Origin of the sequence: Candidatus Cybelea sp. (assembly GCA_036489315.1) — a bacterium.
In the GTDB taxonomy this organism is placed as follows: domain Bacteria; phylum Vulcanimicrobiota; class Vulcanimicrobiia; order Vulcanimicrobiales; family Vulcanimicrobiaceae; genus Cybelea.
The window spans coordinates 1-17,863 of sequence record DASXFZ010000035.1 but is presented as its reverse complement, the minus strand read 5'-3'; the positions used below and the strand labels follow the sequence as shown (position 1 = coordinate 17,863).

The window sequence follows — 17,863 nt, the reverse complement described above, 5'->3', positions numbered from 1 at the left end:
GCTTCGAAGCAACCAACTAAACGTACGAGCAATCGGAAGGAAAAGAGAGCTGACCATGGCTGCTGATACCGGAAAAGTCGTCCAAGTGCTCGGAAACGTCGTCGACGTCGAGTTCACACCGCAGACGTTGCCAAAGATCAACGACGCGCTCGTCGTCAACGTCAACGAGGATTTACACGCCTCGGGGAACGGTGCCGCCTCGAGCGGTGCGGCAGCGAGTGTGGAACTCGGCGGAACGGCGATGGCCGCACGCGAGCTCACGCTCGAAGTGCAGGACGAGCTTGGGGATAATCAGGTCCGCTGCCTCGCGCTCGGTTCGACCGACGGTCTGGTTCGAGGAGCGGCGGTGCGCAGCTCCGGCGGCCCGATCATGGTTCCGGTCGGCGAAGGGACGCTGGGCCGGATTTTCAACGTGCTCGGCAAGACGATCGACAGCGACGCGCCGGTAAAGGCTGCGGCGCTGTGGCCGATTCACCGCCCCGCCCCGGAGCTGAAGTACCAAGAGCCGACCGCGCGCATCTTCGAGACCGGCATCAAAGTCGTCGACCTCATGGCACCCTACACGCGCGGCGGTAAGGTCGGGCTCTTCGGCGGCGCCGGCGTCGGCAAGACGGTGCTCATTCAGGAGCTCATCCGCAACATCGCCTACGTCCACAAAGGCTTTTCGGTCTTCACGGGCGTCGGCGAACGGACGCGCGAAGGCAACGACTTATGGCTCGAAATGAAAGAGTCGGGCGTCATCGATCAAACGACGCTGGTCTTCGGACAGATGGACGAACCGCCGGGCGTGCGCTTTCGCGTCGCGCAAACGGGCGTGACGATGGCTGAGTATTTCCGCGACGAGCTGGGCGCCGACGTGCTGCTCTTCATGGATAATATCTTCCGCTACATGCAGGCGGGCTCGGAGGTCTCGGCGCTGATGGGCCGCATGCCTTCAGCCGTCGGCTATCAGCCGACGCTGGGTACCGACATGGGCGTTCTCGAAGAGCGTATCACCTCGACGCGCAAAGGCTCGATCACCTCGGTGCAAGCGGTTTACGTCCCTGCCGACGACTACACGGATCCGGCTGTCGCGACGACGTTCGCGCACCTCGACGCAACGACCGCGCTCTCCCGTCCGATCTCCGAGCTCGGCATTTATCCGGCGGTGGATCCGCTGGCGTCGACCTCGCGCATTCTGGATCCGCAGATCATCGGCGAGGAGCACTACGAAGTCGCGCGAGGCGTCCAAGAAGTTCTCCAGCGCTACCGCGACCTTCAGGATATCATCGCGATCCTCGGCGTCGAAGAGCTCTCCGAAGACGATAAGATTACCGTGGCGCGCGCGCGGCGCATTCAACGATTCTTCTCGCAGCCGTTCTTCGTCGCCGAGCAGTTCACGGGACGAACCGGCAAATATGTCAAGCTGCCCGAGACGATCGCCTCCTTCAAAGAAATTCTCGAAGGCAAGGTCGACGATCTCCCGGAGGGAGCGTTCTTCTACGCGGGCACGATCGACGAAGTGCGAGAGAACGCCCAGCGCATGGCCAATGCCTGACGCCGTTCCGTTCAAGCTGGTGACGCCGGCGCAGGTCGTCTTCGACGGCACGGCCGAGCTCGTCATTGCGGTTACGACCGAAGGTGAGGAGGGAATTCTCCCAAAGCACGCGCCGTTTTTGGCAGCATTGAAACCGGGCGTGCTGCGCGCAAACGTTCGCCAGGCTGCGGACGGGGAGGGAAACGTCACGCGGTTGGAGCTTGCCACGAGCGAGGGGTTCATGCAGGCGCTGCCGGACCGGATCACCGTTCTGGTGGACGAAGCGCTGGCGTTCGACGACGTAGTCGTCGCTGCGGCTCGCGACCGTCTGGCAGAGGCCACGGAGCGTCAGAAGGCCGAGGCGCCGGGGAGCGACGGTTACGCGCGCCAGCAGGCTATCATCGACTTCGCGAACGCGCAGCTGCGCCTGACGGGCCATCGGTAGGCGAGTTTACCGCCTACGCGAACGGTAAATCCCTAATGCTCGATCGTCTCGAGACGACGCTCCGAGTTCGGGGCGGCGCGCGCCTAGAAGGCTCAGTCGCGACGCACGGCGCGAAGAATGCGGCGTTGCCGATCATGGCCGCCTCGCTGCTGGCCCGCGGCACCGTCACGCTCCATCGCGTTCCTCATATCACCGACGTCTCGGTGATGTGGTCGCTGCTGGAAGCGCTGGGGGCGCGTATTCGTTACGAGGGCGACACGACCGTAACGATCGATGCCAGCAACGTTGCCTCTTATCGGGCCCCCTACGCGCTGGTGCGCAAGCTTGCCGCGTCGTTCGATATCGTCGGAGCCCTGCTCGGGCGCTTCGGACGGGCGGAAGTTCCCCTTCCCGGCGGCTGCGTGCTCGGGACGCGCGCGACCGATATGCACGAGCAAGCCTTCGTCGCGTTGGGCTGTGACGTCCACAACGCACACGGTTATTTGATCGCGCAATCGAAGGAGGCTCGCATGCGCGGCGCGACCATCGAGTTTCGCCTGCCCAGCGTCGGCGCGACGAAAAATGCGATGCTCGCGGCGGTTTTGGCTGATGGAACGACGACGCTGCGGAACGTCGCGATGGAGCCGGAGGTCGTAGACCTCGCAAACTTCCTGCGGGCGATGGGCGCGAAGATCGCCGGGCATGGTACGGACACGATCGTCATCGATGGCGTTGCGGAGCTGCGCGGCGTCGAGTACGAGATTACCGCGGACCGCATCGTCACCGGGACGCTGCTGCTGGCGGGCTGCGTGACCCGCGGCGACGTGACCGTCACGCGCTGCCGCCCCGACTACATGGGGGCGCTGATCGACAAACTCGTCGAGTGCGGCGTCGAGACGACCGCGGGCGAGGACTGGATCCGCGTCAAAGCCGCGGGCATCGCCGGCGGAACCGACATTCTCACGGCTCCCTACCCCGGTTTCCCAACCGACCTGCAGCCGCAAATGGTTGGCTTTCTCTGCACGTGTCCCGGGACCAGCGTCGTCGAAGAGTCGATCTTCAATGCGCGCTTTTCCTATGTGAACGAGCTCGCCCGTATGGGTGCCGACGTCAAGGTAACGATGGAAAGCAACGCGGCGGTCATCAAAGGTCCCAAGCAACTCTCCGGCGCACCGGTGGAGGCGCCGGATATCCGCGCCGGCGCCGGTCTGGTCGTTGCCGGTCTTGCCGCCGCTGGTGAGACGGAGATTATCGGGCTCGAGTACATTGATCGCGGCTACGAACGCCTCGAAGAGATGCTCTCCGACCTCGGCGGACAAGTGCAGCGCAGCAGCGGCGTGACGCCGCTCGTGGAGCCCGCGGGATTCTTTGAGACGAGCGAGTATCCGCGAGTCTCGGCGGGCTAGGTTTGCAGATTTTACCGGTAACGTCAGCAGGAGTTAAGTTTTTGGACATCGGCATCGACCTTGGTACGGCCAACGTGCTCGTATTCGTCAAGGGAAAGGGTATCGTCTTACGCGAGCCGTCGGTCGTGGCGAAAGACATGAACACCGGCAGGGTCTTGTCGGTCGGCGAGGAGGCACGGCAGATGCTCGGTAAGACGCCGGCCCACATCGCGGCGATTCGTCCGCTTCGCGACGGTGTAATCGCGGATTTCGAAGTGACCGAAGCGATGCTCTCGTACTTCATCAAGAAGGTGATGAAAGATCGCTCGTGGTGGTCGGCGATCATCAAGCCGAAGCCGCACGTCACGATCTGCGTCCCCGCGGAGATCACGAGCGTCGAAGAGCGCGCGGTAAAGGATGCCGCGAAGCTTGCCGGCGCGCGCGACGTCGACATCATCGAGGAGCCGATGGCGGCAGCCGTCGGCGCCGGCCTGCCGATCGACGGTCCTTCCGGCAGCATGGTCGTCGATATCGGCGGAGGAACGAGCGACGTCGCAGTGATCTCCTTGGGCGGCATCGTCGTCTCGCAGTCACTGCGCGTCGCCGGCAATAAAATGGACGAAGCGATCGTTCGCTACATCCGGCGCGTCTACAACCTGATGATTGGCGAGCGGACCGCCGAAGAGATCAAGATCAAGCTGGGCTCGGCGTATAAGCTGGAGCAGGAGCTCGCGATGGAGATTCGCGGGCGCGACCTGATCAACGGCCTTCCTAAGACGGTTAAAATCACCAGCGAAGAGATCCGCGAGGCGCTCTCCGAGCCGGTGGGCGCGATCGTCGAAGCGGTCAAGTCGGTCCTGGAAAAAACGCCTCCGGAACTCTCCGCCGACATCATCGACCGCGGCATTATCTTGACCGGCGGGGGCGCGCTGCTGCGCGGCTTCGACAAGCTGCTCTCTGAAGTAACCGGCGTCCCGGCGATCGTCGCCGACGACCCGCTCTCGTGCGTCGCGATCGGCACCGGTGCCAGAGTGCGCATTTAGGGAGCCGGTCGGGTTCTAGGAGGAGCGCGCAAGCGTACGTGAGGTGGCACAGCTAACCCCCGGCTCATCGTGGAATGATGAAGATATGCCGACGGAGCGCTGGGGGCGCATCATCGATGCGGCCGCAGCCGGATTCGACGATGTTGCCGAGGAGGTCGCGCGAGCGGTCTTCTCCGGCGAAACGGTCATTTTCCCCAACGATACGAGCTACTTGATCGGCTGCGATCCCTACGACTCCGCGGCGATCGACCGCGTCTACGCCGCAAAAGGGCGGCCCGACCAGCGTCCGCTTACGATGCACGTCGCCTCGGTGCAGGAATTCCTCGAGTACGCGGCCGCCGATCCGCTGGCGGCGCAGTTTGCGAAGCGGCTGCTTCCCGGTCCCGTTATCGTCTTGATCAGCAAGCCGGCCTTCGTCAGCGACGAACTCGCGGCCGGGCTCGATACCCTCGCGTTCCGCGTGCCCGACGATCCATTCGCCCGCGCGCTGCTCGAACGGTGCGGCCCGATCGCCGGCACGACGGCGGTAGCGCGTAATGGCCGGCCGTACCTCGGAGACGGCGAACGCTCGATGCTCGCGCCGGCCGATCTGCTCGTCGAGCACGGGCCGGTTCGCTACGGCGTCGAATCGACAATCATCGATCTCTCCGGTACGCATCCGCGGCTGCTTCGGGAAGGCGCGCTCTCACAAGCGCGTCTGGCGGAGCTCCTCGGACCCATCGAGCGCCCCACGGTAAAGGTACGTACGCAGACGCAATGATTCGCATTCTCGCTGCCGTCATCGGCGCGCTGACCATGCTCGGGCCGCTCGCGCAGGCCGCGCCCCCGCCAACGGTGATCCGTCCGGCCCCGCCTCCCGGCGCAACACCGGTGCCTAAACGCGTCCCGGGCGTCGGCAAGGCCGCGAAAGGCGGCCCGCCCCCCGCCTCATTCGACCTCGGCGTTTGGACGGTGAAGGCAAACTCGCTCAATGCCAACTTCAAAACCGGCGACTTCAATACGCCGGCGAAGGTCGTGATGACGCGCGTAGGCGGCGACGTTACCGCCGACAGCGCGAACGGCAACTATAAAAAGCAGGTACTCTTCCTTAACGGACACGTCATCGTGCACGACTCGCAAGGAAGCGCCGGCAGCCTCGCCGGTGAAACGCCGGCCTCAGCGCAGCCTTCGAGTCCGTCGACGTTAACGGCCGACAAGGCTCAGATCGACGGTGCTGCCAAGATCTACAAGGCGATCGGCAACGTTCGCTACGTTCAAAACGACACGGTCGTTACGGCCGACAACGGAACGCTCGACGACAGCGCGCACAGCCTGCTCCTTGAGGGCGCGGTGCACATCGTCTCGGGGTCGAGAAGCATGAACGCCCAGAGGGTTCTCTACAACACCGTTAGCGGCGAGGCGCACGCCCAAGGCGACGTCACGATGCAGTTTCCCGGAGAGTTCCACCGCAAGCTCGCCACTCCCAAACCCTTGAAGATTCCAAAGAACGCGTTGACCCAGCCGGTGACCGAGCCCGGCGCTCCGGTGACCGCGCCGAGCGTCTCGCCGTAGGCGAGGTATGTTGTTCGATTTTCCGTCGCTGGCGGCGCCGTTGGCGGCCCGCATGCGGCCGCGGACGCTCGACGAGTTCGTCGGACAAGCGGCCCTGTTGGCCCCCGGCCGCACGCTGCGAACGGTGATCGAACGCGACGCCGTGCCGTCGATGATTCTCTGGGGACCGCCCGGCAGCGGTAAGACGACGCTGGCCGAGGTGGTCGCCGCGCGTACGGGCGCGTACTTCGAGCGAATCTCGGCGGTCAATGCCGGAGTGAGCGATCTGCGCCGCGTCGTTAACGAGGCAAAGATACGCCGGCGCTCCGGGAAGGCCACGATTCTTTTCATCGACGAGATCCATCGCTTTAACAAAGCGCAGCAGGATGCGGTGCTTCCCGCCGTCGAGGACGGAACCATAACGCTCATCGGTGCGACGACCGAGAATCCGTCGTTCGAAGTGAACTCTGCGCTGCTCTCTCGCGCGCGCGTATTCGTACTCGAGGCGCTCTCCGATGCAGACGTCGGTGAGATCGTCGACCGCGCGCTGCGCGACACCGAGCGCGGATTGGGCCGCAAGCCGCTGACGCTCGACGACGAAGCGCGCGCGCTTCTGATCGGTTTTGCGAACGGCGACGCACGCGCCGCGCTCAACGCACTCGAACTCGCGGGCGCGTCGACGCCCGAAGCCGGCGGCCGGATCGACGTTAACGTTGTTCGCGAGGCGATGCAGCGCCGGCAAGGACGCTACGATCGCGCGGGCGACATGCACTACGACACGATCAGCGCGCTGATCAAGTCGCTGCGCGCGAGCGATGCGGATGCGGCACTCTATTGGCTCGCGCGCCTGATCGAGGACGGCGAGGATCCGCTCTTCATCGCTCGCAGGCTCGTGATCCTGGCCTCGGAAGACGTCGGGCTCGCCGATTCGGCCGGGCTGCAGATTGCGGTTGCCGCGCAACAGGCGGTGCACTTCGTCGGCATGCCGGAAGGCTTCTTTGCCCTGGCGCACGCGACGCTCTATCTCGCGACGGCGCCGAAAAGCAACAGCGTTGGGCGCAGCTACGGCGCGGCGATGGCCGACGTGCTGGAGACTCGCAACGAGACGGTGCCGCTGCATCTGCGCAACGCACCGACGCGCCTTATGCGAGGCTTAGGTTACGGTGAGGGATATCACTACGCACACGACGATTACGACGTCGTTACCGAAAATCTGCCGTCCAACTTGCGCGGCCGCCAGTACTACGCTCCAGGGAAGCAAGGAGCAGAAGCGGATATCGCCGCGCGCGCGACTGCAAAAAAGAGGCGGTTCGAGTGATTCTCGAACCGCCAGTTTCCCGTTGCTACTTCTCGGAGTGTGCGTTGGAGCTTCGCACAACCCGATATTAGAGCAAAACTCTGGGAGCGACCTGTGAATTCTGAACGAATTTACCTCGATCACGCCGCTACTACACCGATGCGCTCGGAGGTCGCGAATCTCATAGCGGAAACGTCGCTCCGTTGCGGTTTCAATGCCAGCTCGTTGCATTTCGAGGGACGTCTCGCGCGCGCCGTGCTCGACGACGCGAGGGATCGCGTTGCCCGGGTACTCGGCGCGAAGCGTACCGAAATCGTCTTTACTTCCGGTGGAACCGAAGCGAATAATCTGGCAATACTCGGCGTACTGCAGGCTGCTGCTGCGGGCGCGCGCGTCATCGCGTCGGCGGTCGAGCATCACTCCGTTCTGGCCGTTCTCGAGCCGTCGCGCGAACGTGCGGCGCCCGGGAGCGCGATCCCCGTCGACGCAGACGGAAGGGTCGATCCCCAAGAGTTCGAGCGGACTCTCGGTTCTCAGCCGATCTGCGCCGCGGTGATGTATGCAAACAATGAGGTGGGGACGGTGCAGCCGATCGCCGAGCTGGCGGCGATCGCCCGGGCTCGCCGGGTCTTGCTCCATGCCGACGCCGTTGCCGCCCCGGCCTGGCTGCCGGTCGACGTCGCCGAGCTGGGGGTGGACCTGCTCTCGCTCTCCGCTCACAAATTCGGGGGCCCGGAGGGTGTGGGCGTGCTCTTCGTGCGTGAAGGCGTGCCGCTGCAGCCGCTGGCCCTGGGCGGAGGCCAGGAGTCGGGCCGCCGCGCCGGCACGGAGAACGTTGCGGGCATTGCGGGTTTGGCGCTCGCACTCGAGCTGGCCGTCGCGCAGCGCGCGAGTGCCGTCGCTCGTATCGGGGCGTTGCGCGACCGCCTCGAGAGCGAGCTACGCCGCGCAGTTCCGGGCGTCAGCGTCAACGGCGCCGGCGCGCCACGGCTCGCCAACCTTTCCAATATGAGCTTCGAGGAGGTGGAGGCCGGCGAGCTGCTCGTTGCCTTGGATCTGGCTGGAATCGGGGTCTCTGCAGGGAGCGCCTGTACCTCGGGGAGGCTCGAGCCCAGCCACGTCCTTTCCGCGATGTATCCTGGGAACCAAGCCTGCAGCGGGATTCGCTTCTCGTTAGGAACAACGACGACCGCCGGCGAGATCGACCGGGTCGTGGCCGCCGTACCGTCGCTGGTCGCGCGGCTTCGCGAGCGTTGCGCGTTTGCGATGCCCAGCGGCGGGAATGGGTAGACTCGAAACGAACCGCGCGCGCCTTTGGAGGCAGAAGCTTTGAACGGGACGCAGTATGGCGGGTTCATCCTCGACGTTCTGGTCGGGGTGGGAGCCCTGCTCGTCGGCATTGGCATCTTGGTCGCAAGCCTGGCGCTTGCGAAGACGCTGACGCGACTGCGGACGACGCTCGACGAGGTAGATCGGCAGCTCGAGAACGTCGGCGTTCCGGTCGCAAACACACTGGTTCATGTTGACGAAGTGACCAAGTCGCTCGGCGAGACGGCAGAGGCCCTCTCGCGCACCGCCGATCTCACCAAGAGCGCGGTCTCACCGGCGATCGTGAACGCCGGCGCCGTCGCCAGCGGAATAACGGCCGGTTTACGACGCTTGGTTACGGGAAAAGAGTCAACTGCTAGGGAGTAATTAAATCATGGGCAAGGGCAATGGCGGGGGAGGTTTCCTCGCCGGTCTTCTCATCGGTGCAGCCGCCGGTGCGGCCGCAGCGGTGATCGTCACGCAGGAAGAGGCTCGCGACCGGATTGCCGGTAAGGCGCGAGAAGCGGGAGATTTTGCGATGGACGCCACGGGCGATCTGCGTGATAAGGTTACGAGCGTTACCTCAGTCTGGCAGTCCAGCGTCTCGGACCTCTACGAACGCGGGCGCCAAGTCGTCGAGGACGCTCGCTCGAACATCGACGCGGCGGTCGCCGAGGCCCAGAATGCCGCGCAAGAGACGCGCGACGAGCTGCAGCGGAAAGCCGAGGGATAAAGACTTGGACATCAAGGTGAACGTGCGCGAGGCGCCGGGCGATTGTTACGTCGTCGACCTGAGCGGCGAAATTGACGTCTACACGTCACCAAAGGTGAAGGACGCGATCGGTGAGCTGATCGATCGAGGCGTCTATTACCTCGTCATCAATTTGGAAAAGGTGCGATACATCGATTCGACCGGCCTAGGCGTGCTCATCGGCGGCCTCAAACGCGTTCGCGAGCACGGCGGTTCGGTCAACCTCGTCTGCACGAATCCCCAGATAAAGAAGATTTTCGACATCACCGGCCTGGTAAAGATCTTCGGCATCTTCGAGAGCGAGGACGCCGCGATGAAGGCCTTGGCGTGAATCCCGCGGTCGAGCACGTGCAGCGAGAACTCGTCGAGCTGCGCATCCCGTCCCGGCCGGAGTGGGTCGCTCTGGGGCGCCTGGCGGCCGCGACGGTCGCCAACCGTCTGCGCTTCTCGATCGAAGAGATCGAGGACGTGAAGCTTGCCGTCGCCGAAGCGTGCACCGCCGTAATTCAGCACGAGGGGCACGGCGAGTTCATCGATTTGACGTGCGAAGCGCTCTCCGACTCGCTGCGAATCCGCGTGCGCGACAGCGGACGTCACGGCGTGCACCTGGCTGAGGCGCCGAACATGAACTTCGATGAGGCGCGCATCGCCGGGCTGGGAATCTTCCTGATCCGCACGCTGATGGACGAGGTCAGTTACGACGTCAGCGCGCAGATGGGAACGGATTTGCTGATGGTCAAAAGGGTGGCTTCCGCTACCTAGTGTTCGAACGCGACGACGCACGCCGCGACCGCGAGAGAACGCGTGCGCTTTTTGCCGGCTTCATCGAGCTGCGCCGGCGGCATGACGATTCACCCGAGACGCCCGACGCGGAGTACGAACGGGTGCGCGACGAGCTGGTCGTCGTACACCTTAACTTGGTGCGCTTCTTAGCCGTAAAGTTCGCCAATCGCGGCGAGCCGCTCGACGATCTCGTTCAAGTCGGCACCGTCGGCCTGCTCAAGGCGATCGATCGATTCGATCTCGAGCGAGGCGTGGAGTTTACGACCTACGCGACGCCGACGATCGTCGGCGAGATCAAGCGCTACTTTCGCGACAAAGGCTGGGCCGTCAAGGTGCCTCGGCGCCTGCAGGAGCTCAATCTCGCCGTCAACCGGGCAAGCGATAAGCTTGCGATTGCGCTGGGCCGCAGCCCGACCGTCGCCGAGCTCGCCGAACATCTCAACGCCGGCGAAGACGAGATCCTCGAAGCCCAAGAGCTGGGACAGGCCTACAACCTTCTCTCGCTGGATAGCGAGGTCTCCGGAGACGCCGACAAAAAGTCGCAGACGCTCGCCGACACGGTGGGGGTGACCGACGCCCGGCTCGAGCTCTTGGAGGACCGGGCGAACCTCGAGCGCGCGTTCGGCGTACTCAGCGGGCGCGAGCGCGTCATCATCTACTTGCGCTTTTACGAATCGGTCTCGCAGACGGAGATCGCCAAACGGCTGAACGTGTCGCAGATGCACGTCTCGCGGCTCCAGGCCAAGGCCCTGGAGAAGCTGCGCGCCGTACTGGCCGAGTAGCTCCAGGCGGCCGCAGCAGGCGGTCCGCCACTTCCTGCATGAGGCTCGCCGTGCGCCTGGTATAATGCCAATCGAATGAAGAGCCAGGAACTGAGACAGGCGTGGATAGACTTCTTCGTGGACAAGCAGCACAAGCTGCTTGGGCCTGCTACCCTCGTTCCGCACGAAATGTCGACGACGCTCTTCACGATAGCCGGCATGGAGCAGTTCGTCCCGGTCTTTCTCGGCGAACAGCCGGCGCCCGCGCCGCGCGTCGTAACGGTTCAGCGCTGCCTGCGCGTCGCGGGCGCGAAGAGCGACATCGAGAGCGTCGGCCGGACCGGACGGCACGGCACTTTTCTGGAGATGCTCGGCAACTTCAGCTTCGGCGATTATTACAAGCGCGACGCGATCCGCTGGGCGTGGGAGTTCGTAACCGGCGTGCTGGCTCTCGATCCGGCGAGGCTCTACGTCACGGTGCACACCGGGGACGACGAAGCCGCCCGCATCTGGATCGACGAAGCCGGGCTCGATCCAGCCAGGGTCACGCGCTTCGACGAAGAGAATTTCTGGACGATGGGTGCGACCGGGCCGTGCGGCCCGTGCACCGAGATTTTCTACGATACCGGCGTCGAGTACGCGAGCGGTCCCGGCGACACCGGGCCGAATCTCGGAAACCGGTACGTCGAGCTGTGGAACGTCGTCTTTCAGCAGTATAACCGGACGGCCGACGCCCAACTGGAGGATCTGCCGCGCAAGGCGATCGACACCGGTGCGGGTCTCGAACGCATGCTTGCGATCTGCAACGGCTTCGCGTCGATGTACCAAACGGATCTCTTCACGGATTTGGTTGCCGCTCAGCCGCCGATCGGGCGCACGACGCTCGACGAACGAGAGCAGCAGGCTCGCCAAAACATCATCGCCGATCACCTGCGCTCGGCAACTTTCCTGATCAACGACGGCGTCTACCCGTCGAACACCGATCGCGGCTTCGTGCTCCGCTTCTTGATTCGCCGCGCGGTACGCAACGGAAAGCTTCTCGGCTATCCGGAAGGCTTTTTCGCACAGCTCGTACCGGCGGCGATCCGCTCGCTCGAACCCGGCTATCCCGAGCTGCGAGAGAGCGCGTCGCGGATTGCCGATGCGATACGGAACGAAGAGCAGATCTTCGATCGCACGCTCGAGCGCGGCGTCGCCATGCTCGAGCGCGTCATCGACGATGCAATCGCGAAGCGCCAAGGCATCATCGGCGGCGACGAGGCGTTTCTGCTGCACGATACGTATGGCTTTCCGCTCGAGCTCACACGCGAAATCGCCGGCGAGCGCGGTGCCCAAGTCGACACCGTCGGCTTCGACCGGCTCATGGAAGAACAGCGCCAGCGCGCGCGCCGGGATGCGGCGGCAAAACGCGAGGTCGTGGCGCTGGCCGACCTGCCGGCGCTGCGCAGCTCCTTTACCGGCTACGACGAAGGCCTCGAAATCGGCGGCGAAATCGTCGCCGCGCTCAAGGACGGCAGGCCCGTCGCCTCACTGAAGAGCGGCGAGGAAGGCACGCTCGTTCTCGATCGAACTTCATTCTACGCCGAGCGCGGCGGCCAGATCGGAGATCGAGGAACGATCGTGCGCGAGGGCGCCCGCTTCGACGTCGCGGACACGCAGTACATGGGCGAAGCGATCGCGCACTTGGGAAGAGTCGTCGAGGGCGAGATGTCGGTCGGCGATGCCGTTACCGCTCGCGTCGCCGACGACTGGCGCCGTGAGATCCGCCGCCATCACACCTCGGCGCACCTCCTGCAGCGCGCTCTCAAAGAGGTGCTCGGCGACGAGGTCAATCAAGCCGGCTCGTGGGTTGGCATCGACCGCATGCGTTTTGATTTTCGCTGGCCGAAAGGCGCGCTGACGCCCGAGCAGCGGCGCGCGGTCGCGCGTCGGGTCAACGAGATGATCCGCGACGACGCACACCTGGTTACCCGCGTCCTGCCGCTCGAGGAGGCGAAGAAGACGGGCGCGGTTTGGATGGCCGGCGAGAAGTACGGCGACATGATACGCGTCGTACAGGCTGGGCCGTCGCTGGAGTTTTGCGGCGGCACGCACTCGCATTCGACCGGAGAGCTCGGCATGTTCGTCATTCTCTCCGAGTCTTCGATCGGCAGCGGCATACGGCGAATCGAGTCGTGCGTCTCGGCTTCGGCCGAGGATCACGCCACCAAACAGAGCGATTTGATCGCTACGCTTTCATCGGCGATGTCGGCGGCACCCGACGAGCTGCACGAACGCGTCGAGCGAATGCAGCGCGACGTGCGCGATCTGCAGACGTCGCTCGGACAGCTGCGCGCGCGCATCGCCTCCTCCGAAGCCGAGCACTACGTCGAGCGGGCCGAGCGCAAGGGCGATCGCGCCTTTGTGGGTGCGATCGTTCCCGAGGCGGGCGGCGAGGCGCTGCGGCACCTCGGCAACGCGATTCGCAGTAAGCTGCGCAGCGGCGTGGTGGCGCTGGCGGGCGTGGACAACGGCAGCGTCAGCCTGCTCGTCAGCACGAGCGACGATCTGATCGGCGAAGGCGTGCACTCGGGCAACCTGGTGAAGCTCGCGGCTCCGTTGGTCGCGGGGAAAGGCGGAGGGCAGGCGGCCGTCGCGCAAGGCGGCGGAAGCAATCCGGCGGGCGCGCAGGCAGCGCTGCGCGCGATTCGTGATGCCGTTTTGACGTGAAGCGGCTGGTAATGCTGACGGCAGCGGCGTTGCTCGGCGCGAGCGGCGCCGGCGGCGGAGAGCTCGATTCCGCCTACGTGCTGCAGCGCTACGCGCTCGCGCTGGCGCACGTCGTCTCGCCGAAAGTCGTGGTCTACTCGTACACCGTTTCACAAGTCGGGCCCAGCAACATCGAGCAGCGCCACACCATCTATCGAAGCGGGACGAGCGTGCGCGATGAGACGCTGGCGATCGACGGCATCGCGCTGCGCCACAAGGCCGTGCGCTTTTCGCAGCGCGAGGAGCGTTACACCGTCGGCCGTTTCGCACCCAGCGCGACTGCCTACGAGCTCCTCTTCCTCGGTACGTCTAAGGACGGGCATCACCTCGACTACGTCTACGAAGCGACGCCGCTGCATCGCGGCGCCGGCGTTTGGATCGACCGGCTGACGATCGACGGTGCGAACTACCTCCCGCGTGCCGTGCGCTTTCACACCGCGGGGCCGGGCGTCGCGGGCGATGGAGAGATCGAGTTTGGCTCGTTTGGAAAGTATTGGCTGCCGGTCGTGGCCAGCGCCAGCGCGCTGGTTGGAACGAAGCTCGCGCGCGAGCGAATCGTTTGGGGCGAGTATCGCTTCCCCGAGAGCCTGCCGCCCTCGACGTTCCAGACGCCCAAACCCTTGCCGCGCCCGTCGCTGCCGGCCTTTTGAAGCTGCGGATTGCACCCGCGGCCGGCGCGGGCTTACTCGCATTTGCCGTTACGGCGCTGCTCTCGCATCTCAGACCGACACCCTATAACAACTTCGTCCTGTTGGCGCAGGCGCTGCTCTCCGGGCACGCGTGGATAGACTGGCCGGGCGCGTACATCGACGCGCTGCCGTACAACGGACACTACTTCATCATCGAAGCGCCGCTGCCCGCGATCTTACTGATGCCGTTCGCGGCGCTCTTCGGCGGGCAAACGAATCAGACGGTGCTCGCTGCCGTGTTGGCCGGCATTACGATCGGCGCGACGTGGGAACTCGGCGAACGCTTGGGCCTGCGTCGCTCGAGCATCGCCTGGATCTGCGCGTTCTTCTTGGCCGGGACCGATCTTCTCTGGTGCGCGATGCTCGGCGACGTGTGGTTCATCGCGCACGTCTGCGCCTGTTGCTTCACGATGCTCGCGTTGCTGGAACTTGCCGGCCGGCGGCGCGGCTGGCTCGTCGCGCTATTCGCGGTTTGCGCCGTCGAATCGCGGTTTTCGATGATCCTGGCTCTCCCGGTCTACGCGTACTTATTGGCGGCCGACGCGCCGCGCGCCGCGGCGATACGCCGGTTCGTCTCGTTTGGCGCCGCGCTCCTTCCGCTCGCAATACTCTGGATTCTTTACAACCAGGCACGCTGGGGGACGTGGAACGATATCGGCTACACGGCCTGGTACCACCAGGATCAGGCCGGAATGCCGACCGGCTCGCCGTTTCGCTTCGAATATCTTCCCAACCAACTCTGGTCGTTCTTCGTGCAGCTGCCGACGTTCTTGCGAGCCTATCCGTGGCTGCGGCCGGAATATTCCGGCCTTGCGCTGACGTGGACATCCCCCGCGCTCATCCTCGCCTTTCTCGCTCGTTCACCGGCGCGCTGGGTGGTTGCGCTCTGGGCCTGCGTCATTTTAGTAGCTGCTCCGAACCTGCTGTATTACGTCAACGGCTTCGCCCAGTTCGGAATGCGTCACGCGCTGGACTTCGAGCCATTCTTGGTCGTGCTGATGATGCTCGGAGTCCGCGAACGCTTTCCGCGTTGGGGCTACGTGCTTGCGGCCTACTCGATTACCGTCGGGCTCTGGGGCTGCTGGTACTGGCTGACCTTCGTCCGTACTGCATCGTAGGCCTCGCGCATCGCTTGCGCGCGCTCTATCGGCGCCCCGCAGGTTACACCGACGCACACGTATGCGGCCGGCTGCGGCGGCAGGCCCTCCAGTTCGGCTTGCGCCGGCGTCAGCGTGCGGATCGAGAGAAACGGCGACGGCAAACGCAGCGCAGCCTCGCGGAAAGAATCGGTAGCCGCCGGATCGCCGGCGATGCGAACCGCGATCTCCGGTGCAAGGTACCTCGCCAGCGCGCGTGCGTAGGTAGCGCCGAAGGTTCCGGCACGCTCGGCGACCGGCGCAAAGAACGCCAGCGTCGCGCTCGCCCGTTGGCGATAAGTCGCCGAACCGCTCATCGATTGCAGGCGCAGTAAGCATTCGGCGAAAAGGCCGTTGTCGACGATCGGGCGGTCCTCTACCGCAAGATTCCCAAGGCGTTCGCCCGACTTGCGGCGATCGTAAAAGCCGCCGCCTGGCGCGCCGAAGTGTTCGATCGTCGTCTGCGCGATTGCTTGCGCTCTGGCGAAAAAGCGCTCTTCGCCGGAGATCTCGTGCGCGTCGAGCAGCGCGCGGCAATAGGCGACGTGATCGGTGAGCAGGCCGCGTACCTCCGGCGTACCGCCGGGAGCGAGAACGTGGTACAGAAGTCCGTCGGGGGCGACGAGCCGCTGCCCGACGGCGTCGAGCGTCGCGTTCGCCTGCGCGAGCAGCGCGTCGTCGTCGAGCGCGCGCGAGACGAGACAAAGAGCGCCCGCGAGCGCGCAGGTCCAGTTCGTATACGACGTGCGGTCGACGAAGGGCGAGGCGAGCGCGCGGCGCTGCTCGAGCGCGAGCGCGTAGTACGCTTCGTCGGCGTCCTGACTGCCCGCATAGAGCTGGGTCTGCGCGTCGCGTAGTATCTGCTGGACGTAGTTGGTCGCCGAGACGAGCGTCGTGCGGAATTCGTCGTTGTGCGCAAAGAGCACGAGCTCGGCCAGCACGCGCAGCAGCCCGGCGTGATCCTCGGCCATCTTCTCGAAGTGCGGCACGCTCCAGTCGCGCGTCGTCGAGTAGCGAAAGAAGCCGCCCTCGACGTGATCGTACATTCCGCCGCGCGACATCCCGAGAATCGTTCGCGCAACCATTTCGTACCAGCGCTGCTCGCCGGTCGCGCGCCACTGCACGAGCAGAAACTCGAGCGACTCGGCTTGCGGAAACTTCGGTTCTTCGCCGAAGCCGCCGTACTGCTCGTCGTAACCGGCCTCGAGCTGTGCCAAGAGATGCGCGATCGGCGCGCCGGTGAGTTCTTCGCTCGCGCCCTCAACGCCGCGGCTCTGGGCCGCGGGTGCGGGCAGCTCGTCGATCTCGGGTTTATGTTCGGTGTAGAAGCGCGCGATCTCGTCGAGCGCGCGCCGCATCTGCGCGGGGGGAAGGTAGGTCGCGCCGGTCAGCGTTCGGCCGCTGGGCGTAAGAAACGCCGTCGTCGGCCAGCCGCCCATGTTGTACCGCGAGTTGACGTCGGGACGCTTGTCGTTGTCGACCCGAATCGGCACGAAGCGGCGATTGATCGTCTCGATGACACCCGGGTCGGAGTACGTCGTTTCGTCCATGACGTGACACCAGTGGCACCACACCGCCGAAATTGAGAGAAGAATCGGCCGGTCTTCGGCCTCGGCCCGCGCGAACGCGTCTGCACCCCAGGCCATCCAGTCGATCTCGCCGGCTCGATTCGGGCGTGGTGAAAAGCGAAACTCATTCATCGGTGTCGGCGGCTCCCCGCAGGAACGACGTCAGGTAGAACACGGCGAGCAACGCATACAGCGCCAGCGCGACGATGCCTGCCGCGCGCAGCGCAAGGACGTACGCCGCGATGAAGAACCCGGCAAACGCTAAACTGACCAACGCGTAGCGGACGTGCGTCGCGGAGTTCATGCCGTAGATCTCGCGGTCGTAGTAGCCGCCGCCGCGCGCGCTGTTCCGCCATGCGCCCAGGGCGACGCCCAACGCCAAGACGATACCGATTGCATCGTAGATCACGCTCTCTAAGGGTAGCGCGATGCGGCGTCGAACGCCAACTCGCCATGGCCGTCAAGCGCGCCGGAGCGACACCCGGCTCCCTGCAGACCTATCGCAAGAAGCGCGACTTCAAGCAGACGCCCGAACCGAGCGGCCGCAAGGAGAAGGCGCCCGAGCAGCTCCGTTTCGTCGTGCAGATGCACCGCGCGACGCGGCTCCACTACGACTTTCGCCTCGAGGCCGGCGGGGTGCTCGCCTCGTGGGCCGTTCCGAAGGGGCCGACCCTCAAGCCGCTGGATCGCCGGCTCGCAATGCACGTCGAGGATCATCCGCTCGACTATCGCGACTTCGAGGGGACGATACCGGCCGGCCAATATGGCGCCGGCAGCGTCATCGTTTGGGATAATGGAACCTACACGCTTGCCGAAGGGAGCGATCCGGCCAAAGAGATCGCCAACGGCAAGATCAAGTTCATTCTGCACGGCAAGAAGCTGCACGGTGAGTTCACGCTGGTCAAAATCAAGCCGCGCGAAGAC

General features: G+C 64.8%; 19 protein-coding genes. 17 read left to right on the top strand and 2 right to left on the bottom strand.

Annotated elements, in window-relative coordinates; translation table 11 throughout:
- Positions 1-55: 55 nt before the first annotated feature.
- The 16 genes from atpD (at position 56) to VGG51_07880 (ending at position 15,353) form a co-directional block, all read left to right on the top strand.
- The gene (atpD, locus tag VGG51_07955; protein HEY1882958.1) at positions 56-1,537 is read left to right on the top strand and encodes a F0F1 ATP synthase subunit beta; all 1,482 of its coding nucleotides are present in this window, start codon (positions 56-58) and stop codon (positions 1,535-1,537) included.
- Positions 1,530-1,961: an ATP synthase F1 subunit epsilon gene (gene atpC, locus VGG51_07950; protein HEY1882957.1), complete on the top strand. Its 432-nt coding sequence runs from the start codon at positions 1,530-1,532 to the stop codon at positions 1,959-1,961. The genes atpD and atpC overlap by 8 nt, the downstream gene beginning before the upstream one ends.
- Before the next feature lie 35 nt (positions 1,962-1,996).
- Positions 1,997-3,346: a UDP-N-acetylglucosamine 1-carboxyvinyltransferase gene (gene murA / locus VGG51_07945; protein ID HEY1882956.1), complete on the top strand. Its 1,350-nt coding sequence runs from the start codon at positions 1,997-1,999 to the stop codon at positions 3,344-3,346.
- A 41-nt stretch (positions 3,347-3,387) separates the two neighbouring features.
- Positions 3,388-4,368 carry a rod shape-determining protein gene (locus VGG51_07940; protein ID HEY1882955.1) on the top strand — a complete coding sequence of 327 codons (981 nt, stop codon included), beginning with the start codon at positions 3,388-3,390 and terminating at the stop codon, positions 4,366-4,368.
- Between the two features lie 85 nt (positions 4,369-4,453).
- Entirely contained in the window at positions 4,454-5,128 is a 675-nt protein-coding gene (locus VGG51_07935; protein HEY1882954.1) for an L-threonylcarbamoyladenylate synthase, read from the top strand.
- Positions 5,125-5,919, top strand: coding sequence for a hypothetical protein (locus VGG51_07930; GenBank protein HEY1882953.1), 795 nt, complete (start codon positions 5,125-5,127; stop codon positions 5,917-5,919). The genes VGG51_07935 and VGG51_07930 overlap by 4 nt, the downstream gene beginning before the upstream one ends.
- Before the next feature lie 7 nt (positions 5,920-5,926).
- Entirely contained in the window at positions 5,927-7,216 is a 1,290-nt protein-coding gene (locus VGG51_07925; protein HEY1882952.1) for a replication-associated recombination protein A, read from the top strand.
- Between the two features lie 93 nt (positions 7,217-7,309).
- On the top strand, positions 7,310-8,485 hold the full coding sequence (locus VGG51_07920; GenBank protein HEY1882951.1) for a cysteine desulfurase family protein: 1,176 nt from the start codon (positions 7,310-7,312) through the stop codon (positions 8,483-8,485).
- 39 nt (positions 8,486-8,524) lie between these two features.
- Positions 8,525-8,890 (top strand): hypothetical protein, encoded by a 366-nt coding sequence (locus VGG51_07915; GenBank protein ID HEY1882950.1) that lies wholly within the window; start codon positions 8,525-8,527, stop codon positions 8,888-8,890.
- Positions 8,891-8,897: 7 nt separating this feature from the next.
- The gene (locus VGG51_07910; GenBank protein HEY1882949.1) at positions 8,898-9,236 is read left to right on the top strand and encodes a hypothetical protein; all 339 of its coding nucleotides are present in this window, start codon (positions 8,898-8,900) and stop codon (positions 9,234-9,236) included.
- A 4-nt stretch (positions 9,237-9,240) separates the two neighbouring features.
- A complete protein-coding gene (locus VGG51_07905) occupies positions 9,241-9,585 on the top strand; it encodes an STAS domain-containing protein (GenBank protein HEY1882948.1) in 345 nt (114 codons plus the stop codon).
- Positions 9,582-10,016, top strand: a complete 435-nt coding sequence (locus tag VGG51_07900; GenBank protein ID HEY1882947.1) for an ATP-binding protein — start codon at positions 9,582-9,584, stop codon at positions 10,014-10,016. Before VGG51_07905 ends, VGG51_07900 begins: the two co-directional genes overlap by 4 nt.
- Positions 10,016-10,819: a SigB/SigF/SigG family RNA polymerase sigma factor gene (locus VGG51_07895; GenBank protein HEY1882946.1), complete on the top strand. Its 804-nt coding sequence runs from the start codon at positions 10,016-10,018 to the stop codon at positions 10,817-10,819. Before VGG51_07900 ends, VGG51_07895 begins: the two co-directional genes overlap by 1 nt.
- 75 nt (positions 10,820-10,894) lie before the next feature.
- Positions 10,895-13,507 carry an alanine--tRNA ligase gene (gene alaS, locus VGG51_07890; GenBank protein HEY1882945.1) on the top strand — a complete coding sequence of 871 codons (2,613 nt, stop codon included), beginning with the start codon at positions 10,895-10,897 and terminating at the stop codon, positions 13,505-13,507.
- Positions 13,508-13,518: 11 nt separating this feature from the next.
- On the top strand, positions 13,519-14,196 hold the full coding sequence (locus tag VGG51_07885) for a hypothetical protein (protein HEY1882944.1): 678 nt from the start codon (positions 13,519-13,521) through the stop codon (positions 14,194-14,196).
- Positions 14,193-15,353 (top strand): hypothetical protein, encoded by a 1,161-nt coding sequence (locus VGG51_07880; GenBank protein ID HEY1882943.1) that lies wholly within the window; start codon positions 14,193-14,195, stop codon positions 15,351-15,353. The genes VGG51_07885 and VGG51_07880 overlap by 4 nt, the downstream gene beginning before the upstream one ends.
- On the opposite strand, the gene VGG51_07875 is transcribed toward VGG51_07880, so the two are convergent.
- Positions 15,287-17,071, bottom strand: a complete 1,785-nt coding sequence (locus tag VGG51_07875) for a DUF255 domain-containing protein (GenBank protein HEY1882942.1) — start codon at positions 17,069-17,071, stop codon at positions 15,287-15,289. The genes VGG51_07880 and VGG51_07875 overlap by 67 nt on opposite strands.
- Positions 17,064-17,348 (bottom strand): hypothetical protein, encoded by a 285-nt coding sequence (locus VGG51_07870; protein HEY1882941.1) that lies wholly within the window; start codon positions 17,346-17,348, stop codon positions 17,064-17,066. The genes VGG51_07875 and VGG51_07870 overlap by 8 nt, the downstream gene beginning before the upstream one ends.
- Before the next feature lie 44 nt (positions 17,349-17,392).
- Here VGG51_07870 and VGG51_07865 point away from each other — a divergent pair.
- On the top strand, positions 17,393-17,863 hold a 471-nt coding region (locus tag VGG51_07865; protein HEY1882940.1), incomplete at its 3' end, for a DNA polymerase ligase N-terminal domain-containing protein.